Origin of the sequence: Aeromonas sp. 75A, from assembly GCF_051919425.1 — a bacterium.
GTDB lineage: Bacteria > Pseudomonadota > Gammaproteobacteria > Enterobacterales > Aeromonadaceae > Aeromonas > Aeromonas veronii.
In genome coordinates this window covers 787,797-801,065 of the sequence record NZ_JBQBES010000002.1, presented here as the reverse complement: position 1 = coordinate 801,065, position 13,269 = coordinate 787,797, and the positions used below count along the sequence as shown (strand labels likewise).

Here is a 13,269-nt window from a genome sequence, read left to right as displayed (position 1 = left end):
ACTAACTGCCCAGCAACCCGAGGCGGCCCAGTTCATCCTTGAGCTGATCGAGATTGCGCTCGACGCAGGCTTCCCCCTCGTTGATGGCATCGCTGGCGCGATGAAAATCCATGATGGAGAAGCTGCCAAGGCGCGGGCAGAGCTGGATCTCCGGCGGGTCACCGGCCATCCGGGCGCGGGTGATCCGCTCCTGCATGATGTTGATGGAGCCACTCATCACGCTCCACAGACCCGGGGTGGCTGGCGCGGATTCACCGCGATTGAGCCACTGGCTGAGCAGGCCGCCGCTGCCGGGTTGATCCGGCTCGTCGGTCCAGGGTTGGTGCATATCGGTGTTGAGGTTGACCGCAATCACCACCTCGGCCCCCATGGCGCGGGCCAGCGAGATGGGCACCGGATTGACCACGGCGCCATCGACCAGCCAGCGGTCGTTGATCCGCGTCGGGGTGAGGATCCCCGGCATGCCGCAGGAGGCGCGCACCGACTGGCGCAGCGGGCCCTGTTGCAGCCAGATCTCGCGGCCGGTATCGAGCTCGGTGGCGATGCAGGCGAAGGGGATGGGCAGATTCTCGAGATCGGGATCCCCCAGATGGCTGGCGGCAAGGCCAAATACCTTTTCGCCGCGAAACAGCCCGCCGGAGAGGGCCGGGTCGAGCAGGCTGACCACCTGCAGGCGGGTAAAGCCGCGCACCCAGGTTTCCAGCCGATCCAGTTCTCCGGCGGCATAGGCGGCACCGACAAAGCTGCCGATGGAGCAGCCAGCGATCAAATCCGGTTTGATGCCGAGGCGTTCAAGGGCGCGGATGACGCCGATATGGGCCCATCCTCTGGCGGCGCCGCTCCCGAGAGCGAGCCCTACGCGGGGTTTACGTGGCACGACAGTCCTCCAAAAAAGGGGTTGAGGGCTCAGCTTACTCCGAGAGTCAGGAGGCGTCACCCTGCCATCTTTCGCTGCGGTTGCGACCGTTGGCCTTGGCCTGATAGAGCGCCACATCGGCGCGGCGCACCGCTTCGTGCAGGGGAAGGTTCTCCTGGTGGGGCAGATAGCCGAGGCTGATGGTGACCTCCAGCCCGGATTCGATGGCGGCCCAGTCGTGATCCGCCACCGCCTTTCTCAGCCGCTCCGCCAGCTCGCCGAGCTGCGTTGCATCTGCGCGGCCAATCAGCAACAGAAACTCTTCGCCCCCCCAGCGGATCAGGCGATCAGTGGGTCTAAGCTGCTGCTGGCAGATCTGCACCAGCCGGATCAGCACGATATCGCCGACGGCATGGCCGAAGTTGTCATTGACCCGTTTGAAGTGATCCGCATCGAACATCAGGATCCCCGCTTGCAACCGGGACAGCTCTCCCGCCTGTTCCAGCAGCACCAGATAGTGGCGGTTGAAGGCGCCGGTGAGGGCATCGTGGCAGGAGAGGTAATTGAGCCGCTGGTTGAGGCGATGGGATCTCAGGTTGGAGAGGGCGGCCAGCAGCATAAAGAGGATGGCGAGCAGGGTCGGCGTGGACTGGCAGAGCATGGCCCACACCAGCGGCAGCAGGGTGACGTTGTGCACCAGTCGCAATGGAGTATCGGGGATGGCCATGGTCAGCTGCAATGCCCCTTGTTGCCACTGGTATTCGTCGGTCGGCTCGGAGTCTTGTGGAACCACAGGCTGGTGTGCGCTGCTGGCCAGCACCTGATGGTACTGATTGAGCAGCAGATACTCACCCAGCGCTGGCGCCAGCTGATTGAGCTGCGATTGCAAGCGTGAGAGCAGGATGTCCATACTGATCATCCCTACCAGCGAGCCGTCCTTGTAGAGAGGCTGGGACATGGTGACCATGGTGCCCAGTCCGGCAAAATCTTCGTAGGGGCGGGAGAGAATGGTGTCCCGGCTGGGGTTGGGTGACATCAGCGCATCCTGCCAGTAGTGCTTGTCATAGATGCTGCGGGCAAAACGAAACTGGCTGGAGGGGATCCAGGGATAGAGGTAGATAAAGTTGTCCACCCCGGTGAAGTAGGCCCAGGCGATCTCGCTGCCCAGGCGCTGGCTGGCAGTGGCCAGCAAGGGCGAGAGGCTCAGGGCCAAATGAAGTTGCGCCTCCCGCGCACTGCCGGGGGGCGGCAGCGGGCCGTCACCGGTGAGGTTGCCCGCCAGTCCGGCCGGTAAATCCCCGGGGAGCTTGTCGAGGGCCAGCCCCTCTGGCAGCGCCTCGATATGGCCATAGAGCTGGCGGGTGAGCACCGACTGGGGATCGCTGCGCAGTCGCTCTTCGGCTTGACCGCGCATCGCCTCCAGAAACACTTCGGTCTGTTTGAACCGATCCCGCAGGTAGATGGCGCTGTTGAGAGTATCGCTCTGGTAGAGGCGTTCTATCTGTTTCAGGCTTTGCCGCAAGGTCAGACCAATCAGCAGGATGACCACGGCAAACAGGAGCCAGGTCAGACGTGTGAGGAAGCGGTGGTCAGACATTTTGGGCATAGGCAGTCAGTCGGGTTGCGAAGGAAATTGTCGTTAGTGTATGCGATGTGGCGTGAAAACAAACGGCGCGACCTGAAACAGAGTGAGCTTATCCCGCTCTTGTTACGTTTTGTCACATTTATACATAGTCACGGCATAGTCTGGGGCTAAAATGGCCCCAATCTGGATTTACCCTCTCACTCTTCATGGACTGTTCGATGAAAATGCGTATCTGGCTCGGCTTGGGCCTTCTTCTAATCGTGGTTGCCGGCGTCTGGGCGCTGCGTCACAGCGAACCCGCCGCCAAAGCACCGACCAGACAGGTCAATATCCGCACTCAAACCGTCAAGCAGAGTCTGGCCGAGCCGACCCTCAAGCTGGTGGGCAAGCTGGCAGCCAATCGCTCTGTCATCATCAGCCCCGAAGTGACCGGTCGCATCGTCAAGATTGCGGTGCAATCTGGTCAGAGCGTGGCGAAGGGGGAGACCCTTATCGCGCTCGATGCGGGCAAGCAGCAGGCGGAGCTGGCCGAGCAGAGCGCCAGTCTGCGCGACGAGAACCGTAAGCTGAGTGATATGCGCAAGCTGGTGGCCCGTGGCGCCGTGACCCAATCCGAGCTGGAGGGGCAGGAGGCCACCGTGGCCCAGGTGCAGGCACGCCTCGATGCCGCCCGCTACGAGCTCTCCCTGCGTACCTTGCAGGCGCCCTTTGCCGGTACCGTGAGCCTGATTGACTTGAGCGAAGGGGCGCTGGTCAACAGCGGCGATACCCTGCTGCATCTCGATGAACTCGACAAACTGCGCCTCGATCTGGCGGTGCCGGAGCGTTATCTCTCCCTGCTGCGCCCGGGCATGGCGGTTACCGCCACCAGCACTGCCTGGCCGGGTCAGCAATTCAACGGCACCCTGACCACCCTCGACAGCCGCGTCTCCAACGATACCCAGAACATCAAGGCGCGGGTGATGATCCCCAATGGCAACGGTCAGTTGCGCCCGGGCATGTTGCTCAATGTGGAGCTGGCACTGCCTGCCCAGCAGCTCACCCTGATCCCCGCCCAGTCGGTGGAGTACGCCGGTGAGCAGCGTTTTGTTTACCGTCTCGAGGCCGATGGCCGGGTCAAGCGGGTGCCTGTGGTGCTTGGCGAGACCGAAGGGGAGACCGTCTGGGTCACCGAGGGGCTCAAGGTCGGTGATCGCATCGTGGTCGAGGGGCTGGTCAATCTGCGTGATGGGGTGCAGGTGCGTGACCTGGCCGAGGTGAACGGCTGATGTGGCTCTCCGATATCTCAGTTCGCCGCCCGCTGGTGGCGGTGGTGCTCAGCGCCCTGCTCACCGTGTTCGGTCTGGTCGCCTTCAGCAAATTGACGGTGCGGGAGATGCCCGATGTGCAGATCCCGTCGGTCTCCATCACCACCACCTATGAGGGGGCCGCCCCCGCGGTGATGGAGAGTCAGGTCACCAAGCCCATCGAGGATCAGCTCAGCGGCATCAGCGGCATCAAGAACATCAACTCCATGACCCGCAAGGGGCGCTCGATGATCACCGTCGAGTTCAAGCTCGGCTGGAACATGGTGGAGGGGATCTCCGATGTGCGCGATGCTCTTTCTCGCGCGCGGCCCCGGCTGCCTGATGATGTGGACGAGCCGCTGGTGACCAAGGACAGCGGCAACGGCGATGTGGCGATCTGGCTCAACTTCAGCAGCAGCCAGATGGATCGCACCGCCATGACCGACTACGCCAACCGCGTGTTGGTCGACCCCCTGAGTCTGGTGGACGGCGTGAGCGAAGTGGCGCTCTCCGGCGATCTCACCCAGGTGATGTATGTACGGCTGCGGCCTGCGGATATGGCGGCCCGTGGCATCACGGTGAGCGATGTGGAAGAGGCCCTCAAGCGGGAGAACATCGAGCTGCCGGGTGGCGAGATCCGCAACAACTCCATGACCATGGCGGTGCAGATCGCCCGTCTCTACCACACAGCGGAAGATTTCCAGCAGCTGCAAGTCACCACAGCCGCCAACGGCCAGAGCGTCTATCTGGCCGATATCGCCGACGTGGAGGTGGGAGCCAAGAACGAAGACAGCGCCTATCAGCGCAACGGCAAAGAGAGTCTGGGTATCGGCATCGTCGCCCAGTCCACCGCCAACCCGCTGGCGGTGGCGCAGGGGATCGAGAAGAAACTCGGCGAGATGCAGCGCTTCCTGCCGGAGGGGGCCAAGCTCGAGGTGGATTACGACTCCACCATCTTTATCAAGCAGGCCATCGACGAGGTGTACGAGACCCTGGCCATCTGCGCCGTGCTGGTGGTGGCGGTGCTCTATCTGTTCCTCGGGCAGGGGCGCACCACGCTGATCCCGGCCATTACGGTGCCGGTGTCACTCATCTCCGCCTTTATCGGCGCCTGGTATTTCGGCTTTTCCATCAACCTCATCACCCTCCTGGCGCTGATCCTCGCCATCGGCTTGGTGGTGGATGACGCCATCGTGGTGGTGGAGAATATCCACCACCATCTGCAGCGGGGTGAACCGCCGCTGCTGGCCGCCTGGCACGGCACCCGCGAGGTGGGCTTTGCGGTCATCGCCACCACCGCCGTGCTGGTGATGGTGTTTGTCCCCATCGCCTTTATGGATGGCATGGTGGGGCGGCTCTTTACCGAGTTTGCGATATTGCTTTCGCTTGCGGTGCTCTGCTCCTCGCTGGTGGCGCTGACCCTGACTCCGGCCATGGGCTCCTGGTTGATGCGCCCGCTGGATAAACCGAACCGACTCACCGCCGGGCTCGATCGCGGGCTCGGCTGGCTGGAGGGGCACTATCGCCACCTGCTGGCGTGGGTGCTGCGCCGCTCCCGCTGGACGCCGCTGGTGCTGCTGCTCTGTCTGGGCGGTATCGGTGCCCTCTTTACCCAGCTGCCGACCAGCCTTACCCCGACCGAGGATCGCGGCGTCATCTATGTCTTCGTCAAGGGGGCAGAGGGGACCAGCATCGAGCGGATGAAGCGCAACATGCAGCAGGTGGAGTCCGCCATCATGCAGATGCTGGGCAAAGGGGTGGTGCAGGCGCTGAGCTTCAGTACCCCCGCCTTTGGCCGTGGCGGCGATCAGACCGGTATGGTGATCATCCAGCTCACCGACTGGGCCGAGCGCGACGTCACCGCCACCGAGTTCTCCCGCTCGCTGGGTGCCAAGCTCTCCGGCATTCCCGATGTGATGATCCGCACCTTCCAGCCCGGTTTTCGCGGCGGCTCAACCGCGCCGGTGCAGTTCGTGCTGCAGGGCAACGACTATGCCGAGCTCTACCAGCAAGGGTTGGCGCTGCAACAGGCGGCGCAGGGCAGCGGCCTGATGCTGAGCCCGGATCTCGACTACGCCGAGAAGACCCCCGAGCTGCAGGTGACCATCAATCGTGACAGCGCCAGCCAGCTCGGCATTCCGGTCTCCACCGTGGTCAACAGCTTGCAGACCTTGCTGGGCGGGGCGAGCAAGACCACCTATGTGGACAGGGGCGAGGAGTATGACGTCTACCTGCGCGGCAACCAGACCGAGTTCAACGGCATCTCGGATCTCGGCCGCATCTATCTGAAGGCGGCCAACGGCGAGATGGTCAGTCTCTCGACTCTGGCCACCGTCAAGCAGGTGGCGACCGCCAACCGCCTCAACCACTACCAGCGGCAAAAAGCGATTACCCTGACCGCCGATGTGCACCCCGACCACACCCTGGGTGAGGCCCTCGATTTCCTCGATGGCTGGGCCAACGCCAACCTGCCCACCGGCATGACGGTGGATTACGCCGGTGATTCCAAGGATTACCGCGACAATCAGGGGGAGATGGTGCTGGTCTTTGGCCTCGCCCTGCTGGTGGTCTATCTGGTGCTGGTGGCCCAGTTCGAGAGCACCCTGACCCCGGCGGTGGTGATGGTGACGGTGCCACTCGGCATCTTCGGCGGCCTGCTTGGCCTCTGGCTGACGGGGCAGGAGATGAGCATCTACAGCCAGATCGGCATGATCATGCTGATCGGCATGGTGACCAAGAACGGCATCCTCATCGTCGAGTTCATTAACCAGCTGCGCCAGCGCGGGGAAGGGTTCGAGGAGGCGATCATCGCAGGCTCGGTGCGCCGTCTGCGCCCCATCCTGATGACTTCGCTCACCGCCATTATCGGCGCTGTGCCGCTGATGCTCTCCATGGGGGCAGGCTACGAGAGCCGGATGGCGGTGGGAACCGTGGTCTTCTTCGGATTGTCGCTGGCAACCCTGGTTACCCTGCTGGTGGTGCCCGCCATCTACCATCTGATCGCCCGTCACGCTGGCATGACAGGGGCGCGGGATCAGCAGGTAGACGAAGCGCTGGCCGCCAAAGGGGCAGGGGAGTCGCATCCTCCGGCGCTCTGACCAGTATCCTGATCAGAACCCTGATCAGAACCCAAGCGGGGGCCGGTTATCAGCCTCATCATCACAAGGGCGCCTGCGGGCGCCCTTGCTATTGCGGGCGGCGGCCTATTCCGCGGGATCTATAGGGACAAAAAGCCATCGCCCCCCTTGGCCGCAACCGGTATAATGCGCGACCCGAATTTTTCCAGGTGTTCAAAATGCAGCCGGTACCCAACCTTTTCTCCTATCCCCGCTATTGGGCCGAGTGCTACGGCACGGCGCCCTTCCTGCCCATGTCCCGCAAAGAGATGGACAAGCTCGGTTGGGACAGCTGCGACGTCATTCTGGTGACGGGGGATGCCTATGTGGATCACCCGAGCTTCGGCATGGCGGTCATCGGCCGCATGCTCGAAGCGCAGGGCTTTCGGGTCGGCATCATCGCCCAGCCGGACTGGTCATCGAAGGATGACTTTATGCGTCTGGGCAAACCGAACCTCTTCTTCGGGGTGACCGCGGGCAACATGGACTCCATGATCAACCGCTACACCTCCGACAAGAAGCTGCGCCACGACGACGCCTACACCCCGGGGGATGTGGGCGGCAAGCGGCCGGATCGCGCCACCCTGGTCTATACCCAGCGCTGCAAGGAGGCCTTCAAGGAGGTGCCGGTCGTAATCGGCGGCATCGAGGCATCCTTACGCCGTATCGCCCACTACGACTACTGGTCCGAGACCATCCGCCGCTCCATCCTGCTCGATGCCAAGGCCGATATCCTGATCTACGGCAACGCTGAGCGGCCGCTGGTGGAAGTGGCCCACCGCATCGCAGCGGGGGAGAGCATCGAGACCATGCAGGATATTCGCGGCACAGCTGTCATCCGCAAGGAGCCGTTGCCGGGCTGGAAAGGGGTGGATTCGAGCAAGCTCGACCAGATTGGCCGCATCGATCCCATCATGAACCCCTATATGGAAGGGGCCCCATGCTCGGATGATGCCACCGACTCTGCTCCTGCCGCGCAGGAAGCCCAACCCGTGCTGGTGCAGCCGCCCAAGCCCAAGCCGTGGGAAAAAACCTATGTGAAGCTGCCGGCGTTCGAGCGGGTGAAAGAGGACAAGGTGCTCTACGCCCACGCCTCGCGCATTTTGCACCACGAGACCAACCCCGGCTGTGCCCGCGCCCTGTCGCAGGCTCACGGTGATCGCATCGTCTGGGTCAACCCGCCCGCCTTCCCGCTGGAAACCGAGGAGATGGACGGCGTATTCGGCCTGCCCTACCAGCGAGTGCCGCACCCGGCCTATGGCAACGAGAAGATCCCCGCCTTCGAGATGATCAAGACCTCGGTCAACATCATGCGCGGCTGCTTTGGCGGCTGCTCCTTTTGCTCCATCACCGAGCACGAAGGGCGCATCATCCAGAGCCGCTCGGAAGAGTCGATCTTGAAAGAAATCGAAGATATCCGTGACAAGGTGCCGGGCTTTACCGGCGTCATCTCGGATCTCGGCGGCCCCACCGCCAACATGTACAAGTTGCGCTGCAAGAGCCCCAAGGCCGAGCAGACCTGCCGTCGCGCCTCCTGTGTCTGGCCCACCATCTGCCCGCACATGGACACCGACCACAGCCCGACCATCAACCTCTATCGCAAGGCGCGCGACCTCAAGGGGATCAAGAAGATCCTCATCGCCTCCGGCGTGCGTTACGACATCGCGGTGGAAGATCCCCGCTATATCAAGGAGCTGGCCAAGTACCACGTCGGCGGCTACCTCAAGATCGCGCCGGAACACACCGAGGAGGGGCCGCTCTCCAAGATGATGAAGCCGGGCATGGGCAGCTACTACCAGTTCAAGGAGTTGTTCGACAAATACTCCAAAGAGGCGGGCAAGCAGCAGTACCTGATCCCCTACTTTATCTCCGCCCACCCGGGCACCACCGATGAAGACATGATCAATCTGGCGCTCTGGGTCAAAGAGAACCGCTTCAAGCTCGATCAGGTGCAGAACTTCTACCCGTCGCCGCTCGCCAACGCCACCACCATGTATTACACGGAGAAAAACCCGTTAAACAAGGTGAGCCGCACCGGTGGCGATGTGTTTGTCGCCAAGGGCGAGCGCCGTCGCCGCCTGCACAAGGCGCTGCTGCGCTACCACGACCCCGCTGGCTGGCCGATGATCCGTGAAGCCCTGCTCGCCATGGGCAAGGGCCACCTGATTGGCAACGGCCCGGGTTGTCTGGTGCCTGCAGAAGGTAGGAATGAGCGGCGCAACGAGCGCGCCGCCACTGGCAAGGGCATGAAACCTGCCCTGACTCGCCACAGTAACATTGCTCATCAGCGTGGCAATGGAACAGGCAACAAGTCGACGGGCGGCAAACCGGTGGGTTCCCAGCTGCAGAAAGGGGCGGCTAATGGCAAACCGGTCGCACAGGGCGAAGGCAAGAGTGCGGGCCAGAATGCGGGTAAGAGCAAACCTGCCGGAAAACCCGCCCATAAGGGCAAAGCGCCGACCCGCGCTGGTTCTGCCAAGCCGGGCGCCAAACCCGCTGCTCAGGGCGGCAAGCCTGCGGCTAAAGGCAATGGTGCCAAGCGACCGGCGCGGTGATATTTCCGGATTGGAAAGCAATACAAATAAAAAGGCGACCAGATGGTCGCCTTTATTAGTTTAAAAATTAATGTCATTATTATTTTTATATATTAAAAAGAATGATTGTGAATTATTAACATGTAATGTAAGTTAATTATTAAACTACTGCATTAAGCAACCAGCTCAACAGTTTGAAGGCGCAAGCTCTCATAATACTCTTCTGCCAATGCTGTTAATTTAAACTCACTATCAATATCAACAATAGTATCCACAGCATCCTTTATCGACAACAAGTCTACTTGGAAGAATTCTTTCCTCAGATTTACTGCATTCACTCGATGAGCTCTAAATTCACGATGTAAAGCTGCCTCCAACGCCGGAGCATCATCGGAATAAATCATAGCATGAACATCAAAAGAAAATGGCACACTAGCATCACCTAACTCTTTAACTCTATCCATCGGATCTAGTCTCCTAGTTAAGCCAATCTTATAGATATCCTCACCAAATGAACCAATATTACTGATGACGTATACATGGCCTTTACGAGTTTGTTCAGCCATGCTTTTGGCTCGAGCCTCTTTCATCTCTGCCTCAAGTAGCTGTTGTTCAAGCTCAGCTATTCTCTGCTCTGCAAATGCCCTTTCGCTTTCAGAGGTTTTCAACAATTCTTCTCGAGCCTTGCTCAATAGATCCCTATAGATACGCTCTTCCTTTTCAGCCTCAGCAATAGCTCGCTCATATTCTTTAATTGCACGCTGTTCTTCGCGGATCTGTTCTTTTATGATTCTTTGCTCATCAGCCTCTTCTTGTTTTTTCAAGGTGTATTGATACTGAAGCTTGCACTCTTCAAATTTCAATTCTACATAACTAATATTAAAGCCACACTTCAATGTTGCTGCTGACTTTTCTATTGTGTTGGCAAGACTTTCTATTCTCTGCAAGGTTCGGGCGAAGTTACTAGGACTCACCTTCCCAATCAAGAAATCACACTCAATATTAAATGCCGCTAGCATTAGCTTTATTTGACCATCGAGAATCTTTTTGTTTAATGATTTGTCATTAGCAATGATCAGAGTGACAGGATACGTTATCGCATTTTTATCTCTAATTAGATCTTTTTGTTGGCTTCGGATGTATTTTATTTCTTCTGAAAATCTAGCTGATGTTTCATAGAGATACTCTGGATTTTCAAAATGCCCAACAGACGTGAATTCGTCCAATCGAGAGTATAGGTCAAGCATTCCCATCAGATTTTTCACATCAACATTGAGCTTTGTTATTTCTAATGAAAGCCGATCCTTTTCCTCATTCTGTTTGTTATTTTGTTCAGTTGCTTCTCTGATTCTTTCTAAAAGCTGGGCTTCATCTGCTTTAAGTGCCCTCAGCTCTTCCGTCTCAATTCTGACCTGCTCTAGTTCTTTTGTATCGTTATATAAATCACTTTTTAGCGATGTAAGGCTCTCTTTTAATTGCGACAACTCTGTCTCAAGACTTGTATGCTCGCCAAGCTTAGCATCAACATCAGCCTTATATTTAGCAAGCTCCTTGTTATGTTTTAATTTGAGAATGAAATAGCCAATCAATATGGCTGCAATTGCACCAATGATAATGGCTAAAAGCATGTGTTCCATTTTTCTACCTTAGTTGTAAACTGATAAATTGTTGGCGTAGAGTCGCACGCTCTAAGCATCTGTCTTCATATTCGTCTTGGGCATCAGAAAGTTCATCTTTTAATCTTTCCTTTGCCTGAGCAATACTCAATTTTTCAGCTTTTTTAGCCAGTGCAAATTTTTCCCTTTCAGCACGAATTGCATCTCGTTCCTGTTCTCTTAAAAATTTTTGATATTCTCTTTCTGCTCTGGCATTTTCGCGTTCGGCAGACTTTTGTCTACGCGCTGATTCCCTAGCAGCCTGCTTACCGGCTCTGTCAATTGCCTTAGCAACTTTGATAGATAAACTTAAAAGACTACCCCGCCTTGCCAAACCATCCTCCTTACCACTTGTTTCTGTAACCTATTGTCATATGAAAAGATAAAACCTGAGATACCCACCCTTCTGAGCAGGAATAATGCTAGCGAGTCCCACGCTAATGCCCGTGGATTACAGCATTTTACAATGCTCAATTAACCAGCAGGGCTGGTACCAATTGCTGATTAATAAGCACCGTATGGGGATGTTAAGCCAAGCAAGGTTTACTACGCGAGCCTTTAAGTGACTCAATTGTCAGAAATTAATCATTTTTTGCGCTTGATCAGCAAATGGAGCCGGAAGGCGGCTTTATAGCCATATTCATCTCTGGCAAGCAGGGAAGGGGAGTGAATAGGGGCGACCTGCTGGTCGCCCCTTGTGATTGCCATATCCGGCGTGTTTGGGGTTAGCCGTTATAGCCGTAGCAGCGCTTGAGCTCCTCGAAGTCGTAGTAGTGGCTGCCGCTTTGGTAGGGCTGGCAGCCTGTTTTAAAGGCGATCTCTTTTTCGTTGTAGAGCATCTTGACCAGCACCTGCCGCTGCCCGTTCTGATAGATATCCCACTGAATATTGGCGGTATAGGGGGAGACCCAGCCGCCGCGCCACTCGTTGTTCTGCTGGCTGAACAGCTGATCCGGGCTGGCTCCTTGACGGCTTCCTTCCAGCTTCATCAGGGCGGCGAGGGGGATAATGGCTTCGGCGTGGGCAAAGCGCAGGGTGGCCCGTCGGCTCTGCTCGCCTTCCACCACTTGACGTTGCACCTCGCCAAACAGGCCGTCGAGCAGCGGCTGGGCAATGGCGTAGGGGGCGCTCTGGTTGGCAAAGCTCGGCCCCTTCTCGTAGAAATCTTCCGCATCGGAAAGGTAGGAGAACCAGGCAGACTCCTCCGGGGTCAGGAACTGCTCCAGCGCCCAGAGCTCGCTACCCTGAGCCTGCGCTTCGCGGATCATGCCGGGGCCGATGATAAAGAGGTTGTAGAGCATCAGGGCGGCATCCACTTCGTCGCGCACATAGGTCATGCCGCCATCTTCCGGGTTGACGGCGACAAACTCGACGCCGCCCGCCAGATAGTCGACAAACCCCTTGCTGTAGATACGCTCCAGCATGCTGCGGGCCATCTCTTTGGTCTTGCTCAGGTTTTTAAGCTGATCCAGCGCCCTGGCCAGCTCGGGAGCCGGGGCGATTCCGGCATCTTCGTCGCCGATAAAGCGCTGATAGCTCTCATAGGCGGGCAGGTAGCGGGCGTAATCCCCCTCGGGCGTGGTCTTGTGGAAGTAGAGCTCGAACTTGTTGACCAGCTTTTTGTCGATCTTCGAGGGGTCATCCTGCGTGAGGTAGCACTGCGCCGAGTCGCTGACATAGCTCACGTTGCGCTTGAGACTCTCCATAAAGTAGAAGGCGCTTTCGTTGGCCCTGTCCTTGCCCGAGGTGACCACCTTGATGCAGTGGGGCTCGCTGCTGTTGAGCAGGGTCGGCAGCCGCGCCGCCAGCCGGGTGGCGAGATTGGCGTGCTCCTCCTTGCCCAGCGCCGAGAGCAGGCCATAGCCCAGTTTCTGGTTGGCGGCCGTCACCAGATCCACCTTGCCTCCCAGCCCCTGCCCGAGGGGGGTGAGCGCCCCCTGACGCTGCGCCTCTTCCCATACCAGCTTGGTCAGCACGTCATATTTCGGGCTGGAGAGGGAGCGCGAGCCGTGGCGCGCCACCATCTCGGTAAAGACCGGGCTGAACCCCTGAGGCGCTGGCTCGTAGCTCTCCGCCTGCTGCTGCGGGCTGTAGACAGCTTTGGTGCTGTATTGGTAGGCGGTTTTGCCCTGGCTGTCGGCAGACGATTCGTTCTCTGACTGGCAGCCGCCAAGCAAGACCAGCGAGACGGCCAAAGCCACGTAAGAAGAGCGCGGGAAAGTCATGATGTTCCTTAT

Annotated in this window: 8 protein-coding genes; 3 read left to right on the top strand and 5 right to left on the bottom strand. The window is 58.6% G+C overall.

Going from position 1 to position 13,269, the window contains the following annotated elements:
• Position 1 precedes the first annotated feature (1 nt).
• Positions 2-877 carry a patatin-like phospholipase family protein gene (locus tag ACTG2T_RS03500; RefSeq protein ID WP_005338362.1) on the bottom strand — a complete coding sequence of 292 codons (876 nt, stop codon included), beginning with the start codon at positions 875-877 and terminating at the stop codon, positions 2-4.
• A 46-nt stretch (positions 878-923) separates the two neighbouring features.
• Positions 924-2,462, bottom strand: a complete 1,539-nt coding sequence (locus ACTG2T_RS03495) for a sensor domain-containing diguanylate cyclase (RefSeq protein WP_330124106.1) — start codon at positions 2,460-2,462, stop codon at positions 924-926.
• Between the two features lie 197 nt (positions 2,463-2,659).
• Between ACTG2T_RS03495 and ACTG2T_RS03490 the strand changes: the two genes are divergently transcribed.
• From ACTG2T_RS03490 to ACTG2T_RS03480, 3 genes are all read left to right on the top strand, one after another.
• On the top strand, positions 2,660-3,709 hold the full coding sequence (locus tag ACTG2T_RS03490) for an efflux RND transporter periplasmic adaptor subunit (RefSeq protein ID WP_330124107.1): 1,050 nt from the start codon (positions 2,660-2,662) through the stop codon (positions 3,707-3,709).
• Entirely contained in the window at positions 3,709-6,825 is a 3,117-nt protein-coding gene (locus tag ACTG2T_RS03485) for an efflux RND transporter permease subunit (protein WP_330124108.1), read from the top strand. Before ACTG2T_RS03490 ends, ACTG2T_RS03485 begins: the two co-directional genes overlap by 1 nt.
• Before the next feature lie 197 nt (positions 6,826-7,022).
• Positions 7,023-9,398: a YgiQ family radical SAM protein gene (locus tag ACTG2T_RS03480; RefSeq protein ID WP_330124109.1), complete on the top strand. Its 2,376-nt coding sequence runs from the start codon at positions 7,023-7,025 to the stop codon at positions 9,396-9,398.
• Positions 9,399-9,550: 152 nt separating this feature from the next.
• On the opposite strand, the gene ACTG2T_RS03475 is transcribed toward ACTG2T_RS03480, so the two are convergent.
• The 3 genes from ACTG2T_RS03475 to ACTG2T_RS03465 all read right to left on the bottom strand — a co-directional run bounded on the left by ACTG2T_RS03475 (position 9,551) and on the right by ACTG2T_RS03465 (position 13,257).
• Positions 9,551-11,014, bottom strand: a complete 1,464-nt coding sequence (locus ACTG2T_RS03475; protein ID WP_058058345.1) for a DUF4041 domain-containing protein — start codon at positions 11,012-11,014, stop codon at positions 9,551-9,553.
• A gap of 4 nt (positions 11,015-11,018) precedes the next feature.
• Complete coding sequence (locus tag ACTG2T_RS03470; protein ID WP_081042861.1) at positions 11,019-11,366, bottom strand: hypothetical protein; 348 nt, start codon at positions 11,364-11,366, stop codon at positions 11,019-11,021.
• A gap of 391 nt (positions 11,367-11,757) precedes the next feature.
• A complete protein-coding gene (locus tag ACTG2T_RS03465; protein WP_330124110.1) occupies positions 11,758-13,257 on the bottom strand; it encodes a histidine-type phosphatase in 1,500 nt (499 codons plus the stop codon).
• Between the last annotated feature and the right edge of the window lie 12 nt (positions 13,258-13,269).